This is a genomic window from Pseudomonas sp. GW821-FHT04D07, from assembly GCF_059420225.1.
Genome location: NZ_JBWKTH010000002.1, coordinates 316,302 through 337,917, shown reverse-complemented (window position 1 = coordinate 337,917; position 21,616 = coordinate 316,302). Strand labels below are relative to the sequence as shown.

General features: G+C 65.6%; 16 protein-coding genes. 10 read left to right on the top strand and 6 right to left on the bottom strand.

From position 1 onward, the window contains the following. The first annotated feature begins 4 nt into the window (after positions 1-4). The 10 genes from AC07T0_RS05135 to AC07T0_RS05090 all read left to right on the top strand — a co-directional run bounded on the left by AC07T0_RS05135 (position 5) and on the right by AC07T0_RS05090 (position 14,457). A complete protein-coding gene (locus AC07T0_RS05135; RefSeq protein WP_495000145.1) occupies positions 5-1,324 on the top strand; it encodes a DotU family type VI secretion system protein in 1,320 nt (439 codons plus the stop codon). Then, positions 1,321-4,824, top strand: coding sequence for a type VI secretion system membrane subunit TssM (tssM, locus tag AC07T0_RS05130; protein ID WP_495000144.1), 3,504 nt, complete (start codon positions 1,321-1,323; stop codon positions 4,822-4,824). Before AC07T0_RS05135 ends, tssM begins: the two co-directional genes overlap by 4 nt. Further along, positions 4,821-5,474 carry a type VI secretion system-associated protein TagF gene (gene tagF / locus AC07T0_RS05125; protein ID WP_495000143.1) on the top strand — a complete coding sequence of 218 codons (654 nt, stop codon included), beginning with the start codon at positions 4,821-4,823 and terminating at the stop codon, positions 5,472-5,474. Before tssM ends, tagF begins: the two co-directional genes overlap by 4 nt. Further along, positions 5,475-6,203 carry a PP2C family protein-serine/threonine phosphatase gene (locus tag AC07T0_RS05120; RefSeq protein ID WP_495000142.1) on the top strand — a complete coding sequence of 243 codons (729 nt, stop codon included), beginning with the start codon at positions 5,475-5,477 and terminating at the stop codon, positions 6,201-6,203. It begins immediately after the preceding gene. A gap of 14 nt (positions 6,204-6,217) precedes the next feature. After that, on the top strand, positions 6,218-9,274 hold the full coding sequence (locus tag AC07T0_RS05115) for a serine/threonine-protein kinase (RefSeq protein ID WP_495000141.1): 3,057 nt from the start codon (positions 6,218-6,220) through the stop codon (positions 9,272-9,274). Then, complete coding sequence (locus tag AC07T0_RS05110) at positions 9,274-9,990, top strand: ABC transporter ATP-binding protein (RefSeq protein WP_495000300.1); 717 nt, start codon at positions 9,274-9,276, stop codon at positions 9,988-9,990. The genes AC07T0_RS05115 and AC07T0_RS05110 overlap by 1 nt, the downstream gene beginning before the upstream one ends. After that, complete coding sequence (locus AC07T0_RS05105; RefSeq protein ID WP_495000140.1) at positions 9,987-11,192, top strand: FtsX-like permease family protein; 1,206 nt, start codon at positions 9,987-9,989, stop codon at positions 11,190-11,192. Before AC07T0_RS05110 ends, AC07T0_RS05105 begins: the two co-directional genes overlap by 4 nt. Continuing rightward, positions 11,185-12,912, top strand: a complete 1,728-nt coding sequence (locus AC07T0_RS05100) for a formylglycine-generating enzyme family protein (protein ID WP_495000139.1) — start codon at positions 11,185-11,187, stop codon at positions 12,910-12,912. The genes AC07T0_RS05105 and AC07T0_RS05100 overlap by 8 nt, the downstream gene beginning before the upstream one ends. Before the next feature lie 85 nt (positions 12,913-12,997). Continuing rightward, positions 12,998-13,942 carry a type VI secretion system-associated lipoprotein TagQ gene (tagQ, locus tag AC07T0_RS05095; protein WP_495000138.1) on the top strand — a complete coding sequence of 315 codons (945 nt, stop codon included), beginning with the start codon at positions 12,998-13,000 and terminating at the stop codon, positions 13,940-13,942. Positions 13,943-14,082: 140 nt separating this feature from the next. Further along, positions 14,083-14,457 (top strand): helicase, encoded by a 375-nt coding sequence (locus AC07T0_RS05090; protein WP_495000137.1) that lies wholly within the window; start codon positions 14,083-14,085, stop codon positions 14,455-14,457. A gap of 193 nt (positions 14,458-14,650) precedes the next feature. Here the strand turns inward: AC07T0_RS05090 and AC07T0_RS05085 are convergent, their stop codons facing one another. From AC07T0_RS05085 to exbB, 6 genes are all read right to left on the bottom strand, one after another. After that, positions 14,651-16,051: an aminoacyl-tRNA deacylase and HDOD domain-containing protein gene (locus tag AC07T0_RS05085; protein WP_495000136.1), complete on the bottom strand. Its 1,401-nt coding sequence runs from the start codon at positions 16,049-16,051 to the stop codon at positions 14,651-14,653. Positions 16,052-16,129: 78 nt separating this feature from the next. After that, entirely contained in the window at positions 16,130-18,205 is a 2,076-nt protein-coding gene (gene recG, locus AC07T0_RS05080) for an ATP-dependent DNA helicase RecG (protein WP_495000299.1), read from the bottom strand. Between the two features lie 5 nt (positions 18,206-18,210). Further along, positions 18,211-19,131 (bottom strand): hydrogen peroxide-inducible genes activator, encoded by a 921-nt coding sequence (locus AC07T0_RS05075; RefSeq protein ID WP_495000135.1) that lies wholly within the window; start codon positions 19,129-19,131, stop codon positions 18,211-18,213. Positions 19,132-19,423: 292 nt separating this feature from the next. Beyond that, on the bottom strand, positions 19,424-20,173 hold the full coding sequence (locus tag AC07T0_RS05070) for an energy transducer TonB family protein (protein ID WP_495000134.1): 750 nt from the start codon (positions 20,171-20,173) through the stop codon (positions 19,424-19,426). Then, positions 20,170-20,595, bottom strand: a complete 426-nt coding sequence (gene exbD / locus AC07T0_RS05065; protein WP_495000133.1) for a TonB system transport protein ExbD — start codon at positions 20,593-20,595, stop codon at positions 20,170-20,172. The genes AC07T0_RS05070 and exbD overlap by 4 nt, the downstream gene beginning before the upstream one ends. A gap of 6 nt (positions 20,596-20,601) precedes the next feature. Further along, the gene (exbB, locus tag AC07T0_RS05060) at positions 20,602-21,594 is read right to left on the bottom strand and encodes a tonB-system energizer ExbB (RefSeq protein ID WP_495000132.1); all 993 of its coding nucleotides are present in this window, start codon (positions 21,592-21,594) and stop codon (positions 20,602-20,604) included. Positions 21,595-21,616: the final 22 nt, after the last annotated feature.

Genomic DNA, 21,616 nt, shown 5'->3' with positions numbered 1-21,616 from the left:
CGCGATGAATGCCAATGATGATCCGTCGGGCCAAGCGCTGCCCGCCAACGACCGTACCCAGTTCATGCCGCGTCCCGGTGGCCGGGCGCCGGAGCCCGCCCGCGCCGAACCGGTGGCGCCACTGTCGGTGCCGGCCGCGCCGCTGCCGATCGGTCAGTCCCAAGGCCTGAACCCCTTGGAGAGCGCCGCCGGCCCCTTGCTGGCCTTGCTGACGCGCCTGCGTAACACCATCGCGCACCCGGCGCCGGCCAGCCTGCGGGCGCAGTTGCTGGCTTACCTGCGCCAGTTCGAGGAACGTGCCGAAGGCGCCGGGGTGGCGCGCAACGATGTGTTGCTGGCGCGCTACGCGCTGTGCACGGCCCTTGACGAGGCGGTGCTGAGCACGCCTTGGGGCAGTGCCGGCGACTGGGGCAAGCAGAGCCTGCTGATCACCGTGCACAACGAAGCCTGGGGCGGCGAGAAGGTCTTCCAGTTGCTCGACCATTGCCTGCAGAGCCCGCGCGAGCGCCTGTACCTGCTGGAGCTGTTGTACCTGTGTATCTGCCTGGGCTTCGAAGGCCGTTACCGGGTGATGATCGACGGTCGCAGCCAGCTCGATGCCCTGCGCGAACGGACCAGCGCGGCGATCCGCAGTGCCCGTGGCGAGTATGAGCGCGAGCTGTCGCCGCATTGGCGCGGCCTGACGGTGGTGCGTGATCGCCTGAGTCAGTTCATGCCACCTTGGGTCGGCATCGCCATTGGCTTGGCGCTGTTGCTGGCCCTGCTGTTCGGTCTGCGCCTGAAGCTGGCCGCTGACGCCGAGCCGGTGTTTCGCAATATCCATGCCCTGGGCGAGATCCCGGTGCAGACCATCGACCGTCCGGTGGTACAGCCCAAGGTGGTGGAGCGACCACGTCTGGCCGGTTTCCTCGCCGATGACATCAAGGCCGGCAAGGTCGCCGTGGAAGACAAGGTCGACCGCTCGGTGGTGACTATTCGCGGCGACGAACTGTTCGCCTCGGCCAGCTCCAGCATCGTCGACGACTACCAGCCACTGATGCTGCGCATCGCCGATGCCATTCGCAAAGTGAAGGGCCAGGTGCGGATCACTGGGCACAGTGATAACCGGCCCATCGCGACCCTGCGCTTCCCGTCCAATTGGGCGCTGTCCCAGGCCCGAGCCGAGCAGGTGTTGCAGATCCTCGTGGCGAAGACCGGCCAGCCGGAGCGCTTCGGCGCCGAAGGGCGTAGCGACACCGAGCCGCTGGCTTCGAATGCCACGGCCGAGGGCCGGGCGAAGAATCGTCGGGTGGAAATCACAGTCTTGGCGGAGGGAGTCGAGTGAAGGCGTTTTTCGGTTTTGTCATTCGCTGGGTGATCCCGCTGCTGGGGCTGATCGCCCTGAGCCTGATCATCTGGTTCGTCGGTCCGCTGCTGGAAGTGCTGGTGCCGGAAGGTCGGCGCTGGACGCTGATCGTGCTGATCTTCGCGGTATGGATCGGCTACCGCGTGTTCCGTCTGATCCAGGCCCGGCGCCAGGCAGCCAAGGTCATGCAGAGCCTGGCCGCGGAAACCCCGCCGGACCCCGCCAGTGTCGCCACCGCCGAAGAGTTGGCGACCCTGCGTCAGCGCATGGCCGAGGCCCTGGCGCTGCTCAAGAAAGCCAAGCTCGGCGGCGACGAACGCCGCAACCTCTACGAGCTGCCGTGGTACGTGATCATTGGCCCACCGGGTTCGGGCAAGACCACCGCGCTGGTCAACTCCGGGCTGCATTTTCCCCTGGCTGCGCAGTTCGGCGCCGGGGCGATTCGCGGTGTCGGCGGTACGCGCAACTGCGACTGGTGGTTTACCGACGAAGCCGTGCTGCTGGACACCGCCGGCCGCTACACCACCCAGGACAGCCATGCCCAGGTGGACAAGGCGGCCTGGCTGGGTTTCCTCGATCTGCTGAAAACCCAGCGTTCGCGGCGGCCTATCGATGGTGCCTTTATCGCCATCAGCCTGTCGGACCTGTTGCTCAGCACCGAGGCCGAGCGCGCCGCCCATGCCACGGCGATCCGTGCGCGGATCCAGGAGCTGTATACCCAGCTCGGCGTGCGTTTCCCGATCTACCTGATGTTGACCAAGCTCGACCTGGTGCCGGGGTTCATGGAGTTCTTCGATGCCCTGAGCAAGGAAGAGCGGGCCCAGGTCTGGGGCATGACCTTCGAGCTGGACGACGGCAAGAACGCCGCCGGTCCGCTGGTGCGTTTTCAAGAAGAGTTCATGGGGCTCGAACAACGTCTCAACGCACGGCTGGTGGAGCGTCTGCAACAGGAACGTGACCCGGCGCGGCGCGACCTGATCTACGGTTTTCCGCAGCAGTTCGGCGCGTTGAAGACCTGCCTGGAGGATTTCCTCGACGGCGTGTTCAAGCCCAATGCCTATGAAGATCGCGCCTTGTTGCGTGGGGTGTACTTCACCAGCGGCACCCAGGAAGGCAGCCCCATCGACCGCCTGATCGGTGCCATGGCCCAGAGCATGAACCTGGATCGCCAGCAGCTGGCGCGCCAGAGCGGTAGCGGGCGCAGCTACTTCATCGAGAAGCTGTTCACCGCCGTGGCTTTCGCCGAGCGTGGGCTGGTGGGGGTCAATCCCAAGGTCGAGCAGCGCCGCAAATGGCTGGCTCGCGCGGTGCTGGCGACCACGGTCGCGGTGGTGCTGGTGGTCGGCGCCCTCTGGTGGGTGAGCTTCCGCGCCAACGAGGCCTATATCGCCCAGGTCGACCAGAAGGTCGCGCCCCTGGGCCAGAGCGTGCAGAACCTCAGCCCGGCGCAACGCGAGGTGCTCGCGGTGTTGCCGTTGCTCAATACGGTCAAGCACCTGGCCGGTGATGCGCCGGGCTGGGCCGAAGGCCTGGGCCTGTACCAGGGCGACATGCTTGAAGCCGAGTCCGCCAGCGTCTATCGCAAATTGCTGATCGCGGTGTTCGCGCCGCGCCTGCTGACCCGGGTCGAGGAGCAACTGCACGGCGGCGGCAATTCGGACTTCCTTTACGAGGGCCTGAAAGCCTACCTGATGCTGGCCGACAACGAGCATTACGACCCGCAGTTCATCAAGGCCTGGATCGCCCTCGACTGGGACCGCAGCCTGCCGCGGGATCTGCCGCCGGAGCAGCGCGTGGCCCTGGGCGAGCACCTGCAAGCGCTGTTTGATCGCCGTCCACCGAATGCTCGGTTGGACGAGCGGCTGATCGACGACCTGCGCCGCCAACTGCAACAACTGCCGGTGGCGCAGCGGGTCTATGACCGGGTCAAGCGCCAGAAGCTGCCGGACGGCGTGCCGGACTTCCGTCTGAACGAGGCCGCCGGGCGTGATGCGGCGCTGGTGTTCAGTCGCAAGAGCGGCAAGCCCCTGGGCGATCCGCTGAGCGGCTTCTTCACCGTCAAGGGCTATCGGCAGGCCTTCCTGCTGACCAGCCTGAACCAGGCCAATACCGTGGCCGAAGAACAATGGGTGCTGGGCCGTGACCCGGCCGAACAGCAGAATGTCGCCAGCCTGGCGGCGGATGTGCGGCGCCTGTATTTCCAGGACTACCTGCGCCAGTGGGATGCCTTGCTCGCCGATATCGACTTCGTGCCGATCACCAGCGTGGCCCAGGCCTCCGATGTGCTGCGGGTGATTTCCGGGCCGACCTCGCCGCTGAAGAAGCTGCTGCTGGCGGTGGCCAAGGAAACCGATCTGCAACAGGAAGAACGCTTGCTGGCGGCCCAGGGCAAACCGGTCGAAGGCAATGTCGACCAGCTCAAGCAACGCCTGGGCTCTTTGTTGGGTCAGGAACAGCCGGCGGGCAACAGCGCGCCAGTGGAAACGCAGGACCCGGTGAGCGCGCACTTCGCCGAACTCAATGCCCTGGTCAACAAGGGCGAAGGCGAGCCAGCGGCGATCGATGCCTTGCTGGCGGACCTGAATGCGCTCTATGTGCAGGTCAGCGCCATGTCCGGCGCCAGCGGCGATGCCCTGCTCGGCGAGGCGAAGAACCAGGCCTCGGCCGCCGCCACGCGGGTCAGCCTGAACGCCGAGCGCCAGCCGCCGCTGGTCCAGGGCTTGGTCAAGTCGGTGGTCAGCTCGACCACCAACAGCATGATGGGCGGGGTGCGCAACCAACTGAACGCGGCCTGGACCAGCGAAGTGGTCAACGTCTACCGGCAATCCCTCAGCGGCCGTTATCCGTTGGCCCCCGGCAGTGCCCGGGATGCGACGCTGGAGGACTTCGGCCTGTTCTTCGGGGTCGGCGGGGTGATGGACAACTATTTCCGCAAGTACCTGCAGCCTTACGTCGACACCTCGGCGACCCCTTGGCGCTGGCAGCCGGGGGCGGCGCAGAAACTCGGTATTGCGCCGGGCGTGCTGCAGACCTTCCAGCGCGCCGCGGCGATTCGCGATGCGTTCTTCCGCTCGGGCGGCACCCAGCCGACCGTACGTTTCGAACTCAAGCCGGTGGCGATGGACGCCTCCATCACCCAGTTCCAGCTCGAACTCGACGGCCAGCAGGTCGGCTATGACCACGGCCCGAGCCGGCCGGTGGCGATGCAATGGCCGAACCCCGGCAGCGTCGGCGTGGTGCGTTTGTCGATTTCGCCACCTTCGTCCAGCGGGCGCTCCGCGATCACCCTGGACGGACCTTGGGCCTGGTTCCGTCTGCTGGAGCAATCGGACCTGGTGGCCGGCAATGCGCCGGATCGTTTCAACCTGCGGTTGCGGGTGGACGGCGCGAGCATCTCCTACGAGTTGCGTGCCAGCAGCGCCTTCAACCCTTTCAAGAGCCGCGTGCTCAATGGCTTCAGCCTGCCGGAGCGGTTATGACGACGGTGGGTTTCTACGGCAAGCTGGCCAGTCGCGGCGACTTTGTCAGCCGCGGCCTGCCGCAGAGCTTTATCCAGCCTTGGGATGCCTGGCTGGCTTCGGGGTTGCTCGCCAGCCAGCAGCAACTCGGTGCTGACTGGCTGAACGTCTACCTGGTCAGCCCGCTCTGGCGCTTTGTGCTGGCGCCGGGTGTCTGCGGGCCGGACGCGGTGGCCGGGGTGTTGATGCCGAGCATCGACCGGGTCGGCCGCTACTTTCCGTTGACCGTGGCCCAGTCCCTCGATCCCGGCCACGCCCTGGCGGCGGTGGTCGGCGGCGCGGACGCCTGGTTCGAGCAGGTCGAGGTCCTGTTGCTGGCGACCCTGGAAGAAGGCGCCGGGTTCGAGGTGTTTGATCAGGCGATCGAGGCGCTGGGTGGTCTGCCGTTCGCCAACCGGGCACCCTCCAGCGATTTTGCCGGGTTGCAACGCCTGGCTGCGCTCGATGCGTTGAGCCGCGTCAACGCCCTGGCCGAACAGGCCTGTATCGGCAGCAGCCTCTGGTGGGGACGTGGTTCGCAGCGGATCGAGGCGGGCCTGATGCGCTGCGCGGGTCTGCCGGCGACCGTCGATTTCGGCAGTTTCCTTCTGGGCAAGGGGGCATCGACCTAGATGGCTCACGCACCTGCAATCACTTACCAGTCGGCCAGCTACAGCCATGTCGGCATGGTCCGCCAGATCAACGAAGACGCCTTCCTGGAATTGCCCGGCGCCGGGCTCTGGGTAGTGGCCGACGGCATGGGCGGGCACGCGGCGGGGGACTATGTCAGTAGCCTGATTGTCGACACCCTGCGCCGCATCCCACCTTCGGACTCCCTGGCGGTCTACACCTCGGCCTTGCGTACGCGGCTGGCCGAGGTCAACGCTGCCGTGCGCGAGGAAACCGCCAACCGCGGCGTGGCGATGATGGGCAGTACCGTGGTGCTGTTGGCGGTACGCGGGAGCGAGGGCGTTTGCCTGTGGGCCGGCGACAGTCGCCTGTATCGCCTGCGTGACGGTCAGTTGGAGGGCGTTTCCCGCGATCACAGCTACGTCCAGGACCTGCAGGACAGTGGCCTGCTCAGCGAGGCCGAGGCACGGGTGCACCCACGGGCGAATATCGTCACCCGGGCGATTGGCGTGGAAGCGCAACTGGAGCTGTCGATGGTGCCGTTTCAGGTACTGCCCGGCGACACCTATCTGTTATGCAGCGACGGCCTGAACAAGACCGCCGAAGACGCCGAGATCCGCGATGTACTGGTGCATGCCGACCCCTACGACGTGGTCCGCAGCCTGGTGCACCTGGGCCTGACCCGGGGCGCCCCCGACAACATCACGGCGATTGTCGTCAAAGCCATCTGAAGACCCCCGACACCATGGAAATTCTGATTCCCGGATTCGATATAGGCGAGGAGATTGGCGAAGGCGCCATGGCAACCGTCTACCTGGCGACCCAACGGTCGCTGGAGCGCAAGGTGGCGCTGAAAGTGATGGCGGCCGCGCTGGCCGCCGACTCGACCTTCTGCGAGCGTTTCCTGCGCGAAGGCCGGACCCTGGCGCGGCTGTCACATCCGAACACGGTGACCATCCACGACATCGGCAATGTCGGCGAGCTCTACTACATGGCCATGGAGTACCTGCCCAACGGTACGCTCAAAGAGCGGATCGCGGCCGGGTTGAACCCGGAGCAGGGCCTGGTGTATGTCCGCCAGATCGCTTCGGCCCTGGGCTATGCCCATGCCCTCGGGCTGGTGCACCGCGATGTGAAACCGGCCAACATCCTGTTTCGCGCCGACGGCGCGGCGGTGCTCTCGGACTTCGGTATCGCCAAGTCACTGGATGACCGCACCCAGTTCACCCAGGCCGGGTTTGCCGTGGGCACGCCAAGCTATATGAGCCCGGAGCAGGCCCGGGGGCAGGATCTCGACGGGCGTTCCGACCTGTATGCGCTAGGGGTGGTGCTCTATGAAATCCTGGTCGGCAAGTTGCCTTATATCGGCACCGACGCGCTGTCCACGGCCCTGGCGCACCTGACCGAGCCAATGCCGGAGTTGCCGCTCCAGCATGGGCGCTACCAGGAGATCCTGCGCCAGTTGCTGGCCAAGGACCCGGCGGAGCGTTTCGCCGATGCGGCGGCCTTGCTGCGGGCGCTGGATAACCTGCCGGCGGACAACCTCGACGCGACCCTGGTCCAGCCATTGGCGATTGTGTCGCGGACCCCGACTGCGGCCGGCGATCTGGGCGGGCTGACACCAGTGTCGATCGAGATTCCCACTGCGGCCCCGACACCTGCGCCGACTCCACGACCCGCTGCAACGCCGGTGCTCGACCATTCCGCCGAGTCCGGACAACGGCGCGGCCCGGTGCTGACGCTGGTCGCCGTGGCGGTGGCTGCCGCCCTTGGTTTGGCGGGCGCCGGTTACTGGTGGTTGGGGCGTGACAGTCATCCCGCGACGCCGAGCACGGCGGCGCAGCCTCCGGCAAAAACGCCGTTGGTATCGAATCCACCACCGGCTTCCAACCCGCCGCCGGCCCAGCCGCCCAACGTGACCCAGTCCGTGGCGGCAGATCTCGACGGCGGCCTGCGCCCCTTGTTGATGGCCGGCAAGAAAACCCTGTTCCAGCGGGTCCTGAGCAAGCCCGGGGCGAGTTTTGCCAGCGAGCCGGGGGCCAGGTCGGACAAGCCACTGCCGGCGTTCTCGGTGCTCTACGTGTACCAGCGCAAGACCGTCGATGGCAGCACCTGGCTGCGGGTCGGCGCGGCCAGCGACGGGCGCAGTGAAGGCTGGTTGCCGCAGGACGCGGTCAGCGACTGGAAACAGAGCCTGGTCCTGAAATTCACCGAACGTTCCGGGCGCGCGCCGGTGATGTTCCTGCGTGATGCCGCCGATATCGACAAGTTGCTGGCCAACCCTTCGGCGGCGAAAAATCTGCTGCTCAATGCGCAGAAAAATCCGCAGGACGACCAGCGTGTCCTGGCCCTGGAACCGGCGGCCAGCGCGGTACCACAGAACCAGTTCTACCTGCTGCCGATTTTCGATTCGCGCGAAAGCCTGGATGAAAACGGCCAGTCGGTTCAGTTGCTCAATGTCGCCTCCATCGACCCCGGCAGCACGCCGAAAGCCCTCGGCAACGGTGGCGCCCCGGCCGTTGCGGCCGACACATTCCGCACGGCCATCGTGCTGGTGGTGGACACCACGGAGTCGATGCAGCCGTATATCGATCAGGTCCGCGACGTGGTCCACGAGCTGCAAAGCCAGATTGCCCAGCGTGGCGAGTTGGACAGCGTGAGCTTCGGCCTGATCGGCTTTCGCAACAATATCCAGAAAACCCCGGGCCTGCAGTACCTGACCAAGACCCTGGTGACCCTCGACCAAGGCCGCGACCCGGAGCGCTTCCTGGAGTTGGCGCGGGATGTGAAAGCGTCGACGATCTCCAGTCATTCGTTCAACGAGGACTCCTTCGCCGGGGTCATGCAGGCGGTCGACGGCATGGACTGGTCGGGCTACGGCGGCCGGCTGATCCTGCTGGTCACCGATGCCGGTTCGTTGCGCAAGAACGACCCCTACAGCAGCACCAAGATGAACGAAGCGGAGATCCGCCAGGCCGCGCTGGGCAAGCAGATCAAGATCTATGCGCTGCACCTGCGCAGCGATGCCGGGAAGAAGAACCATGCCTTCGCCGAGCAGCAGTACCGGACCCTGACCGCCGATGCCAACCCGCAGATCGGCGACCTGTATATCCCGGTCCAGGGCGGCGACGTGCACAAGCTGGGCGAGCGGGTCGGCGAGATCGGCTCGGTGTTCGCCAACCTGGTGCACCAGGTGCGCAGCAACCAGACCCAGGCCGTGCCGCTGTTGGCAGCGTCGCCGAGCCTGGCGGACAAAACGGCGGCCATCGGTTATGCGATGCACATGGATTTCCTTGGCCACAAGGCCGCCAGCCAGGCGCCGCAACTGGTCAGCGCCTGGACCGCCGACCGCGACCTGACCAACCCGGCGCTGCCGGCGTTCCAGGTCTGCGTGATGCTGACCAAGCTGCAGCTCAACGAGCTGCAACAGTCGCTGAAACTGATCGTCGAGGCGGCGCGCAAGACCCAGACCTCGCCCAAGGATTTCTTCCAGGAAATCGCCAGCGCCAGTGCCTACATGAGCCGCGATCCGCAGGCCTTGCGCAAGGGCGGCAACCTGGCCGACGGCGGCATTCTCGGCGAGTACCTGGAAGGCCTGCCGTACCGCAGCAAGTCGCTGAACATGACCCAGGACCTCTGGCTGTCGCTGAGCGTGGCCGAGCAGGAAGACTTTATCGACGAACTGGACTCGAAGATCCGCCTCTACGAAACCTTCCACAACGATGTGGCCAACTGGGTCCGGTTCGGCGATGCCGAGCCGGGTGACGCGCTGTACCGCGTGCCTTTGTCGACGTTGCCGTGATGATCAGTCTGCGCGAGGTGCGCAAGACGCGGGGCGAGGGCGCCCAGCGCTACAGCCTGGAGGTGCCGCGTCTGAGCCTGGTACCCGGCGCGCAATGGGCGGTGGTCGGGCCTAGCGGTTGTGGCAAAAGCACCTTGCTCGATCTGTTGGCGCTGGTCTTGGCGCCGGACCGGGCCGGGTTGTTTGTTTTCGACGATTCGGCGGGGGCGCAGGATATCGCCGCGCTTTGGCGCCAGGGCCAGCACGAGCGCCTGGCGACCCTGCGCAGCCAGCAGCTCGGCTATGTGCTGCAGACCGGCGGCCTGCTCGGCTTTCTCGATGTGCGCGGGAATATCGCCTTGTCGCGTCGACTGTTGGGCCTGAAGGAGGACGGCAGCGTCCAGCGGCTCGCCGAGCAGCTGGAGATCGCCGATCAGTTGGACAAGAAGCCCCAGGCGCTTTCCGTCGGCCAGCGCCAGCGGGTCAGTTGTGCCCGGGCGCTGGCCCATGGGCCACGGCTGCTGCTGGCCGATGAACCGACCGCCGCCCTTGATCCGCTGAATGCCGGGCGGGTCATGCAATTGCTGTTGAACCAAGCCCGGGAGCAGGGCGCCTGTTGCGTGATTGCGACCCACGACGAAGCCCTGGTGCGCGAACTGGGTGTGCCGGTGTTGCGCATCGCCTGCCGGCGCGATGGCGATGGCGGCGTCACCGCGACCCTGGAGGTGACGCCATGACCCGCGCTGTCCTGGTCGCCAGCCTGGCCTGGCAGGATTATCGCGTCGACTGGCGGCTGTCGGCTTGCGCGGTGTTGGCGCTGGTGGCGGTGATCGCGCCGTTGCTGGTGCTGTTCGGCCTCAAGTTCGGCCTGGTCAGCAGCCTCACCGAACGCCTGGAGCGTGACCCGACGGTGCGCGAGATCATTCCCCTTGGCGGCGGGCGCTTCAGTGCGGCGTTTATCGCCGGGCTGGGGCGGCGTGAGGATGTCGCCTTTGCCCTGCCGCGGACCCGGCAGATCGCCGCGACCGCCGACCTGTCAAGCAGCGCCCAGGACCCGGTGGTCAACGTAGAAATGTTGCCCACCGCCGATGGCGATCCATTGCTTGGCAGCGTGCCCGCGCCAGTGGGCCTGGCGGCGATGCTGCTCAGCCAGACGGCGGCGGAGAAGCTCGGGGTGAAGGCCGGCGATTGGTTGCAGGTGTCTTTCGGCCGGCAAGTGGCCGGTCGCCTGGAAAGCCGCCACACGCAGATCCAGGTGCAGGCGGTGCTGCCGCTGGAAGCGTTCGAACGTGATGCGTTGTTCGCCCCTTTGGGCCTGCTGGAGGCCGCCGAGGATTATCGCGATGGCCGTGGCGTGCCGGTGCTCGGCTGGGCCGGCGAGCCGGCGGGCACCGCCGCGCAGCGGGTCTATCCGGGGTTTCGCCTGTATGCCCGCGGGCTGACCGATGTCGAGCCGCTGCGGCGTTATTTTGCCGAGCGCAACCTGCTGGTTTCGACCCAGGCCCAGGCCATCGCCCAGGTGCAGTCGCTGAGTCGCAACTTGTCCATCGTGTTCTGGGTGATCGCCAGCCTGGCGCTGGTGGGGGCCTTCGCGGCGATCTTCGCCGGTGCCCTGGCGGCGGTCGAGCGCAAGCGCCGCGAGTTGTCGGTGTTGCGCTTGCTCGGTCTCGGCACTGCCGCGCTGTTGCTGTTTGTGGTCCTGCAAGCGCTGTACAGCGGCCTGCTGGCGGCGTTGTTGAGCGGTGTGCTCTACAGCGCGGCGGAGTGGGGCCTGAACCGTTTATTCGTGCAGGCGGCCGGCGAGTACGCCAGCCACCTGCTGTTGCCGCATTACCTGCTGGCACTTTTCAGCGTGTTGGCGGTCTGTGCTCTGGCTGCCGCCCTGGGGGGCTGGCGCGTGGCGCGGATAGAAGCTTCGGAAGGAATCAGAGATGTATAAGTTGCGCAGCGCGGCCCTGGCGGTTCTCGTCGCTTCCCTGTGCCTGGGTTCCTGGGCGCGGGCCGATGAGGACAGCGAAAAGCTCGACAACCCCAAGCCCCTGGCCGATGACATCAGCCTGCCGCTGCCCTGCGAGGGCGAGCTGGTCTTTCGCGCGGTCTATGTGTTGGCGCGCGGTACCCTCGACGACCGTGAGATCAGCCTTGGCTATCCGTTCAGCGAGGACGAACCGGGCTACAAGCAGTCGTTTATTTCCGGCTATCGCCGCGACTTTATCAACGGTCAGTTCACCCTCAAGGACCTGCCCGGCGCCTGGCAGAAATCGATTGCCCCGACCTTGCCGAAGACCGATGCCGACTCGCCGCTCAAACCGATGTTCTATTTCATCGGCAAGTACCCGGTGACGGCGCGCCAGTACGCCCTGGTGATGGCCCAGGCCCCCGCCCTGGCCAGCGGCGAACCGGCGCCGGCCTGCGATGCACCGAGCGGTGTGGCCGGGCGCTTGCCCAAGGTCAAGGTGTCGCGTTTCGACGCCGAGCGTTTCTCGGCGGTCTACAGCGCCTGGTTGATGAAGTATCACCGTGACCTGCTGCCGGTCAGCGGCCGTGGCTCGGCGGCCGAGGACGGCGGTTTGGGTTTTGTCCGCCTGCCTACCGAGGTCGAGTGGGAGTTCGCGGCCCGTGGTGCCCAGGCGGTCAGTCGCCAGGACCTGGAAGGGCGCTTGTTCCCCCGGCGGGTAGCGGGTAGCGACAGCGATGGGCCGCTGTCCGACTACGCGGTGTTCAACCAGGTGGCCGGCGGCACCGGTCAGGCGGCACGGCTGATGCCGATTGGCACCAAGTTGCCCAACCCCATCGGGATGTTCGACGTGATCGGCAACGCCGCGCAAATGGTCCAGGAGTCGTTCCAGCTGGTGCATGCCGGACGCCGTCAGGGCACCTATGGCGGTTTCGTGGTCAAGGGCGGCAACTACCTGGAAGGTGAAGGCACGCTGTTTACCGGCATGCGCCGCGAGTATCCGTTGTTCGCCGCCGATGGTACCGAGCAGAGCAACGAGACCACCGGTTTCCGCGTGGCCGTCGGCGCGCTTTCGGCGCCGCGTTCGCGCTACAAGGAACTGTTCAGCCAATGGCAGCAGGAAGGCCGACTGGCGTCCCTGACCGACGCCATCGACGATGCCCAGGACCCGACCAAGCGCCTGGATGGGATCATTTCCGCCAGCACCGATCCGAAGCTGCAGGCCGAGTTGGGGCTGGTCAACGAAGAGCTCAAGCGCAACGTCTCGTTGATCGCCCGCCAGCGTGAAGAAGCCGCCGGCAACCTGATCCAGTCGGCGGCCCTGGTGGCCGAGACCGTGAATAACTACAACATTCGCCTGACCAATCTGAAGAAGAGCCGCCAGCAGGCCGTGGATGCCAAGGACGAGACCGCCGCCAAGCTGTTCGCCGTGGCCATCGAGAACGGCAGCAGTGCGCTGGATGGCGCGGTGGCGATCTATATCGACAACCTGGCCACGGCCACGCGCTACACCGATGCGGTGATCCAGGCGCAGTTCCAGCGGGTCAAGGAAGAACTCAATCGCAAACCCGTGCTCGGCAATAGCCTGGTCGCACGGGCCACCTTGTTCGTTCGTCATGTCGGGGATTACCGCAAGCAACAGCGGGCCGATCCGGCGGCGATCTTGAAAGCGTTACTCGCGTCGACCGCCCAGCAGTCATGAGCGGTCGGTATCCGGCGAGTGTAGAGGGGACTCGGACGGCAGGGTGCCGTACCGGGCAAGTCAAACCAAAAAAGGGAACATGAACATGATCTTCTCCAGCAAACCCCTTGTTTCGACCTCCAAGTGCCGTGCCGCGTTGTGGGTTGCCGCCGGATTCAGCACCGTGCTGATGGGCGGTTGCGCCACTTCGCCGACCTCGAAAGTCGGCGCGACCACCAAGGTCGAGTACTACCCGACCTGCTACGAGCCGGTGCAGCACCTGCGCGCCACTGACTCGGACATGACCAAGTCCGTCGCCACTGGCGCGGTGCTTGGTGCGTTGGGCGGTGCGGCCCTTGGCGCGCTGACCGGCGACGACTCCGCCAAGCGCGGGCGCAATGCGGCCATCGGCGCGGCTGGCGGCGCGTTGGTGGGTGGTGCGGCGGGCTACTACACCGAGAAACAGAAGCAGATCACCGATGACAACCAGCGCATCGGCTCCTATGCCCAGGACATCAACAAAAGCGCCGCCGACATGGATCGCAACACGGCCTACGCCAAGGCCTCGCAGAGCTGCTACCAGCGTGAGTTCGCCAACCTGGTCTCGGCGCGCAAGGCCAAGACCATCGGCGACGCCGAAGGCCGCAAGCGCCTGGCGGAAATCGTCTCGGGCCTGAAAGAGTCCAATGACCTGATCGTCGCCGTGAACGGGCGCGCCTCCGAAGACCTGAACAACTACACCCAGGCTTACGAGAAGGACCTGCAGCAGGTCGGCGTACAGCGTACCGACGTGGTCACCGTGGCGACCGCCGACACCAACCCGGTTGTCGCGCCGACCACCACCAAGGGCAAGAAGGTGAAAGTGGCGAAGAAGCCGGTGCTACCGACCGTGCCGAAAGAAGCCGTGGCCACCGAGAAGACCCTGCAGGACGCCAATGCCAAGAAAGCCGCGAGCCAGGACGTGGCCACCAGCGGTCAGTCCCAGGTCAACAGCATGTGCAAGAACCCGGACCTGGGCGATTGGGCACCGGTTCCTTGCCCGAACGCGTGATGGACGGATCGTCTGACAATTTGTCGGTATAAGCGTTAAACGCCAGTCGATCTCCCGGGTAAAACGGGAGATCGGTGGCGTTCTTCAAGTAACGCGCTACACTGCGCCGGCTGTTTATCTTTTCTGCCGAGGCTGTGTGCATGAAATTTCGTTTTCTTCTCTGGGCACTGGGTCTGTTGATGGCCCGGGCCAGCCGTAAAAACCCCGCCTTCCAGCAGCAATTGGCCGACAAGGGCCTGGTGTTCCAACTGCAGACGCTCGACGGCAAGGTCGCCCGTCACTTTATCGTCAAGGATCAGCGCATCAGCAGCCAGTCCGGGGTGTATCCGGAGCCGGCGTTTGCCATCGCCTTCAAGGACGCCGCCTATGGCTTCGCCACGTTGCAGGCGAAGAACAAGCAACTGGCGTTCATGACGGGGATTCAGGACAAGTCGATCCAGATCAAGGGTAATCCGGCGCTGGTGATCTGGTTCCAGGGCTTGATGAAGTACCTCAAGCCGCGGAAGAAGGCCTGAGCTGCAGGTGTCTTGCGCAACCTTGTGGGAGCCGGCTTGCCGGCGATGAGGTCTTCAGGTTTTGCGCTGGCTGTGCGGGCGCCATCGCTGGCAAGCCAGCTCCCACAGGTTCAGCGTCGATCACAGATTGTGTAGACGCCCCGGACACTGTAGGAGCCGGCTTGCCGGCGATAGCGGTGTTCCAGGCGCCGCTTTAGCCCTGGCTGAACTGCGAAGCCAGTTCGCGCAACAGCACTTCGGCTTCCAGCACCTTGTTCACCACATCATCGGCCTTGTCGCGGGTCAGTCCCAGGCGCTCAAGCAAGGCATCCGGAATTTCTTCGTCGGGGCCCGAGCCGATATTGCGGCTGCGCAGCAGGCGCACGGCCAGGCACACCAGGTTCGGATAGGCGGCATAGTCGCCGTCGTAGCCCGGGTCATGCTGGAAGCGCAGCGCGGTGGACAGTTCCTCCGGCATATCCCAATAGCGCATCAGCCAGGCCCCGATCTGCTCGCGGCTGATGCCCAGCAAATGCTGCTCGATATAGCTGTGGCACAGGTGCGGGTTGACCTCCAGGTGTCGGCAGATCAGCGAGAAATGCGGCGGGAAAACATGGGCCAGCAGCAGGTAGCCGAAGTTGTGCAGCAACCCGGCCAGGTAGGTCAGGCCGGCTTCCGGGCGTTGGGCGCGCGGCATGGCACGGGTCAGGCCTTCGATCACCGCGGCGGTGTAGATCGATTGCTGCCAGTAAGGCGTGCTGTGTTGCGGGTGGTCCTTGGGCAGGCTCAGGGTCTTGCCCAGGGCCAGGCCCAGCGCCAGGTTGATCACCAGATCGAAACCGAGCACGCGGACAATCGCGTCTTCCACCGAACGGATCTTGCCCGGCGAGGCGTAGTAGGGTGAAGCCGCCCAACTCACCACCTGGGCCGCCAGCGACGGGTCGGTTTCGACCACGCCGGTGATGTCGTCGATGGTCGCGTCGGGGTCGACCCGCAGCTTGATGATCTTTTGCGCGGTTTCCGCCAGTGGCGGAATCTCGATGGTCGCTTCCAGACGCTGCTGGATCCTCCGCGCGGTGAAGGCTTGCACGGCCTGGGTGATTTCCTCGCGGTCATCGTGCGGGCGGTCGAGGTTGGGGCGGATATCGGCCACGGACTCGCCGAAACTGGCGGCGCTGGCCTTGCTCAGCATGCTCTTGAAGTCGTCGCTGGAGATTTCCAGCAGCAGCCCGGCTTCGCCAGAGTCGATCAGCAGGTTCGGTTCACGCAGCAACTGCTCTTCGTACAGGCACGGTGAGCTGGTCAGTCCAGGCAGGCCCGGCAGCAGGTGCAGGTTGTGTTTGCCGAGCATGCGCTCCATGCGTTCGGTGGGCACCGCTGTCAGGCGCCGGCCGGTCAATTCGGTCAGGCGATTGAGATCGAGCAGTTGGTCCTGGGGAAACAGGACCATGAGTGCGCCGACTGCATCGTCGAGCAGCACGGCCTGGACCTTGCGCGCGGCCGGCAGACCAAGGTGGTCCGGGACCTCGCTATAGCGGATGGCGAGCTTGTCGAGCAGCAGCCGGACCACAGACGGGGTGTGCGGGGTTGCATCGATGAAGGCAACTTCTGTCATGGTCTGTATCCGGGTTCCTACAATTTCCCCAGTATAACCAGCTTGGCCGCCCTAATGGTCCATAAACTGTGAGGTCTATCACACTTGGCCGTATTGCTGGCCGTGGCGCAGCCAGCGCTCCAGGAGCGGGCTGACATGCTGCGGCCAGCGTGTCATCAGGGCTTGCGCGGCATCGCGGACCGCTGGCAGCAGGTCGGCGTCGCGCATCAGGTCGGCGACCTTGAATTGCAGGAGCCCGGTCTGGCGAGTGCCGAGCATTTCCCCGGGGCCGCGCAGCTCCAGATCCTTCTCGGCGATGATGAAGCCGTCGTTGGTCTCGCGCATGATACCCAGGCGTTGGCGCCCGATCTGTGACAGCGGCGGATGGTAGAGCAGCACGCAGTGGCTGGCGGCGCTACCGCGACCGACCCGGCCACGCAGTTGGTGCAGTTGCGCCAGGCCCAGGCGTTCGGGGTTCTCGATGATCATCAGGCTGGCGTTGGGTACGTCGACGCCGACCTCGATCACCGTGGTCGCCACCAGCAGTTGCAGGGCGCCGGCCTTGAATTCGGCCATCACCGCCGCCTTTTCCGCCGGTTTCATGCGGCCGTGGATCAATCCGACGCGCAATTCACCGAGGGCCGCGGTGAGCTCTTCGAAGGTGGTTTCGGCGGCCTGGCAGGTGAGCTCTTCGGACTCTTCGATCAAGGTGCAGACCCAATAGGCCTGGCGGCCTTCGGCGCAGGCGGCCCGCACCCGCTCCACCACTTCGAAACGCCGACTGTCGGTCACCAGCACGGTGTTCACCGGCGTGCGGCCTGGCGGCAGTTCGTCGAGGATCGAGGTATCGAGGTCGGCATAGGCGCTCATGGCCAGCGTCCGTGGGATGGGCGTGGCAGTCATGATCAACTGGTGCGGGCACATCCGCCCGCCGACGCCTTTCTGGCGTAGCGCCAGGCGCTGCTGGACGCCAAAGCGGTGCTGTTCGTCGATGATCGCCAGGGCCAGGTTCTTGAACTGCACTTCGTCCTGGAACAGCGCGTGGGTGCCGACCACCATCGGCGTACCGCTGCTGATCTGCTCCAGGGCGGCGACGCGGGCCTTGCCCTTGAGCTTGCCGGCCAGCCAGGCAGTTTCGATGCCCAGCGGTGCCAGCCAGCGCTGGAAGTTGAGGAAGTGCTGTTCGGCGAGGATCTCGGTCGGCGCCATCAGGGCCACCTGGTAACCGGCTTCCAGGGCCTGCAAGGCGGCCAGGGCGGCGACCACGGTCTTGCCGGCGCCAACATCGCCCTGGATCAGGCGCAGCATTGGTTCCGGCTGGCTGAGGTCGTAGGCCACTTCGTTGCCGACCCGTTGCTGGGCGCCGGTCGGCGGGAAACCGAGGTTGGCGAGAAACTGCCCGGGCAGCCGTTGCGCTCTCGGCAGGGCCGGTGCGCGCAGGGCTCGCAGGCTTTCGCGCAGGCGTTGCTGGGACAACTGATGCGTCAGCAATTCTTCGAAAGCCAGGCGGTGTTGGGCCCAGTGATGGCCGAGGGCGAGTTCATCGACGTCGGCATCCGCGGGCGGCTGGTGCAGGTAGCGGATGGCTTCGTCCAGCGGTGCCAACTGGTAGTCGCGGGCCAGTTCCTGCGGCAGCCAGTCCGGCAGGCTGCGCGGGCCGAGCATTGCCAGGCTTTGCAGGCAGAGCTGACGCAGGCGTTGCTGGGTCAGACCTTCGGTCAGCGGGTAGATCGGCGTCAGGGTGCTGTCCACCGGCGGCGGTTCGTCGCCGCTGATGGCGCGGTATTCCGGGTGGTAGATTTCCAGGCCGGAGGCGCCGGGGCGGGCTTCGCCATAGCAGCGCAGGTGGGTGCCACGCTTGAGGCCGTCCTTTTGCGCGGTGCTGAAATGGTAGAAGCGCAGGCTCAGGCTGCCGGTGCCGTCGTTGAGGCGCACCAACAGGCTGCGGCGCTTGCCCATGACCACGTCGGCGCCGCTGACCACGCCTTCGATCACCGCGTCCTGGCCCGGGCGCAAGGCACCGATGGGCACCACGCGCGTGCGGTCCTGGTAGCGCAGGGGCAGGTGGAACAGCACGTCCTGGATATTCTCCAGGCCGACCTTGGCCAGCTTCTCGGCCATGGCCGCGCCGACGCCCTTGAGCGCCGTGACCGACACTTGCGACAGTTCAGCCACGTCGATCAGCTCGCTACGGGAGGTTTGACCACCGAGCACAGGCGGATCGAGTCAGCGAGGATTTCAATCGCCTTGGGCCGCGGGAAGCTGGCGCGCCAGGCGATGGCCACGGTGCGGAACGGCACCGGTGGCGTCAGCGGACGCACTTCGATCACGCCAGCGGCGTAGTGATGGCTGTCCACCGCCGACAGCGGCAGGACCGAAATGCCCAGGCCAGAGGCGACCATGTGGCGGATGGTTTCCAGGGAACTGGACTCAACCGTGGTGTGCTTGGCGGCGTCGCCGCCCTTGCCCAGGGTCGGACAGGCTTCGAGGACCTGGTCGCGGAAGCAGTGGCCTTCGCCCAGCAGCAGCAGGCTCTTGTCGTTGAGCAGGGCGCTGTCGATGGTTTCCTTCTTGGTCCAGGGGTGCGAGGCCGGCATCAATACGTAGAACGGCTCGTCGTAGAGCGGTAGGGTCAGCACGTCGGCTTCATTGAACGGCAGGGCGATGATCACCGCGTCCAGTTCGCCGTTGCGCAGCTTGTCGCGCAGCACGTGGGTGAAATTTTCCTCGATGTACAACGGCATCTGCGGGGCGACCCGGTGCAGTTGCGGGATCAGGTGCGGGAACAGGTAGGGGCCGACGGTGTAGATCGCGCCGACTTTCAGCGGGGCGGTCAGCTGGTTTTTCCCGGCCTGGGCCAGTTCACGGATGCCTTGGGCCTGTTCAAGGACCTTCTGCGCCTGGGCAACGATGGTTTCGCCGACGGGGGTCAGGCGCACGGCACTCTTGCTGCGCTCGAAAATCAGCACACCGAGTTCGTCCTCGAGCTTTTTCACGCCTACCGACAGGGTCGGCTGACTGACGTGACAACGCTCGGCCGCGTGGCCAAAGTGTTGTTCCTGGGCAAGAGTGACGATATAGCGTAGTTCTGTAAGAGTCATAGCGAGCGTCCATGAGGTTGCCGGGCCAAGCATAACGGCTGCAATCGATAGACGCACGTTATCAGACGCAGGAAGAACGACGATTGTCGTTCATGTCGGTTTTAGTGGGTTTTTGTGCGGGTGATAGGACGCGAAACTGTGGAGGGCGGAGCTTTTGTGGGAGTGGAGCTTGCCCGCGAAGAGGCCGTCAAGACCGCTAAAAGCTTCGTGGGCAAGCTCCGCTCCCACAGCAACCCTGCTCCCACCAGGCGCCAGGCCTGCTGTTGTGCGGTTCCCGCCTGTTTACAGGCGCCTAGCGGGAGCGCTTGTCGATGGAGTAGACGAACGGCGCGACGATCTCGATGCTGCCGTTGGTCAGCATATCGGCCGGCGGCTTGGGCAGCGGTTGGGCGCGACGGATCATTTCCAGGGTGGCCCGGTCCAGATCAGCGTTGCCCGAACGGCCCACCAACTCATACGAAAGCACCTTGCCTTCGGCATCGACCACGAAGCGCAGACGGTTCAGACCTTCCTTGCCGCGTGATTGCGCCGCCGGCGGGTACTTCTTGTACTTGCCCAGGTGGGCTAGCAAGGTGCCTTCCCAACTGGCTTTCGCGGCGACCTGCTGGGGCGCAGGGCCTGGCGCCGGCGCCGCGGATTTTTCCGCTGGCGCCTGGGTTGGCGGCGTGTCGGCGGGTTTCTCTTCGGTCGGTTTTTCCTTCACCGGCTCCGGTTTCACCTGCGGCTTGGGCGGCTGTGGCTTGGGTTTCGGCTTGACCGGCTTGGGCACCGAAATCGTCGGTTTCGGTGCTTCGGCCAGCTTGGGCAACGGCAACTCTTCCACGGGCGCGGGCGGCGGTGGCGGGGTGAGCACCTTGGGCGGTGCTGGCGGCGGCGGGGCTGGGGGCAGTGGCGCCAGTTCGACCATCATCGCCTGGGGTGGCAGCTCGATGGGCTTGGACACCGACCAGTTCAGCGTGGCGATGATCGCCAGCGCATGAATGCCCAGCACCAAGCCCAGGCTGGCGCCGTAACGCGTCAGCTTTTGGCGGGTATTGGTCATTGCTTGGCTGCCGTCTCGAGCCCGACCAGGCCGACCTTCAGGTAACCGGCGGCGCGCAGGGCATCCATCACGCGCATCAGGTCGCCGTAATCCACGCCTTTATCGGCCTGGAAGAAAATGGTCGTGTCCTTCTTGCCGTGGGTCCGGGCGTCGAGGGTCGGGCCCAGGGCCTCGGCCTTGACTTCGTCTTCACCGAGAAACAGACGCTGGTCGGCCTTGACGCTGAGGAACACCGGCTTTTCCGGTCGCGGTGCCGGCTTGGCGCTGGAGGCGGGCAGGTCGACCTTGATGTCGACGGTGGCCAGGGGTGCGGCGACCATGAAGATGATCAGCAGTACCAGCATCACGTCGATAAACGGCGTGACGTTGATTTCGTGGTTTTCGGCGAGATCGTCGCCGCCTTCGTTCAAATGCAGGCCCATGGCTGATTACCCCACTTTCACCATATGCGGCGTTTGCGTGGAGCGCTCGGGCGGCAGGTGGTCGAGGTCGCGGCTGACCAGCAGCAGGACCTGGGCCGAAGCGTCGGAGACCTGGGCCTTGTAACCGGCGATGGAGCGGGCGAAGACGTTGTAGATCACCACGGCCGGGATGGCCGCGACCAGGCCCAGGGCGGTGGCCAGCAGGGCTTCGGCGATCCCCGGGGCGACCACGGCAAGGTTGGTGGTCTGGGTCTTGGCGATACCGATGAAGCTGTTCATGATGCCCCACACGGTACCGAACAGGCCGACGAAGGGCGCGGTGGAACCGATGGTGGCGAGCACGCCGGTGCCGCTGCTCATATTGCGACCGCAGGCGGCGACCAGGCGCTCGAGGCGGAAGCTGACACGCTCCTTGATGCCTTCTTTCTCGCGGCAGTTGACCGACAGGCGAATTTCTTCCAGGGCGTCATGCACCAGCAGGTGGGCAAGGGTGCCCTGCTGGTTGGCGGTGTCGCTGGCTTCCTTGAGGGTGCGGGCCTTTTTCAGGGCGAGCGTCTCACGGCGCAGGCGACGCTTGGCGCCCAGCAGTTCGAAGCCTTTGGCAATCCAGAGGGTCCAGGTGATGATCGAGGCGATGGCCAGGCCGATCATCACGATCTTGACGATGATGTCGGCGTTCTTGTACATGCCCCAAGGGGACAGGTCGTGGGCCATGCCCAGGCTGTTGTCTTCGGCCGGCAGGGCGTCGGCATCCGTAGCGTCGCTCGCTGTGGCATTCTCGGCCTGGAGCGGAGTCATGGCGGTTGGGGTGGCGACAGGTGCGGCATGATCGACCGGGGTCGGGGCGACAGCCGCCGCTGGGGCGTGCGCTGCTGCTTCATCGGCGAATGTCACGGTCGGCGCCAGCACCAGGCTGAGCAGCAAGACCGCTGTCGAGCGCCAGGCGCGCGATGAGCTGTGGGGCAGGGGTGACGAAGCGAGGCGTTTATTGCGTGTCATGCTGGCCGGACCTGAGAGAAGA

Excerpts from the sequence above, each read along its gene's own strand:
- AC07T0_RS05090 (WP_495000137.1), top strand. The coding sequence starts at position 14,083 with ATGAAATTTCGTTTTCTTCTCTGGGCACTGGGTCTGTTGATGGCCCGG.
- AC07T0_RS05115 (WP_495000141.1), top strand. The coding sequence starts at position 6,218 with ATGGAAATTCTGATTCCCGGATTCGATATAGGCGAGGAGATTGGCGAA.
- AC07T0_RS05085 (WP_495000136.1), bottom strand. The coding sequence starts at position 16,051 with ATGACAGAAGTTGCCTTCATCGATGCAACCCCGCACACCCCGTCTGTG.
- exbD (WP_495000133.1), bottom strand. The coding sequence starts at position 20,595 with ATGGGCCTGCATTTGAACGAAGGCGGCGACGATCTCGCCGAAAACCAC.
- AC07T0_RS05120 (WP_495000142.1), top strand. The coding sequence starts at position 5,475 with ATGGCTCACGCACCTGCAATCACTTACCAGTCGGCCAGCTACAGCCAT.
- exbB (WP_495000132.1), bottom strand. The coding sequence starts at position 21,594 with ATGACACGCAATAAACGCCTCGCTTCGTCACCCCTGCCCCACAGCTCA.
- AC07T0_RS05070 (WP_495000134.1), bottom strand. The coding sequence starts at position 20,173 with ATGACCAATACCCGCCAAAAGCTGACGCGTTACGGCGCCAGCCTGGGC.
- AC07T0_RS05105 (WP_495000140.1), top strand. The coding sequence starts at position 9,987 with ATGACCCGCGCTGTCCTGGTCGCCAGCCTGGCCTGGCAGGATTATCGC.
- tagQ (WP_495000138.1), top strand. The coding sequence starts at position 12,998 with ATGATCTTCTCCAGCAAACCCCTTGTTTCGACCTCCAAGTGCCGTGCC.
- AC07T0_RS05100 (WP_495000139.1), top strand. The coding sequence starts at position 11,185 with ATGTATAAGTTGCGCAGCGCGGCCCTGGCGGTTCTCGTCGCTTCCCTG.
- AC07T0_RS05135 (WP_495000145.1), top strand. The coding sequence starts at position 5 with ATGAATGCCAATGATGATCCGTCGGGCCAAGCGCTGCCCGCCAACGAC.
- AC07T0_RS05075 (WP_495000135.1), bottom strand. The coding sequence starts at position 19,131 with ATGACTCTTACAGAACTACGCTATATCGTCACTCTTGCCCAGGAACAA.
- AC07T0_RS05110 (WP_495000300.1), top strand. The coding sequence starts at position 9,274 with ATGATCAGTCTGCGCGAGGTGCGCAAGACGCGGGGCGAGGGCGCCCAG.
- tagF (WP_495000143.1), top strand. The coding sequence starts at position 4,821 with ATGACGACGGTGGGTTTCTACGGCAAGCTGGCCAGTCGCGGCGACTTT.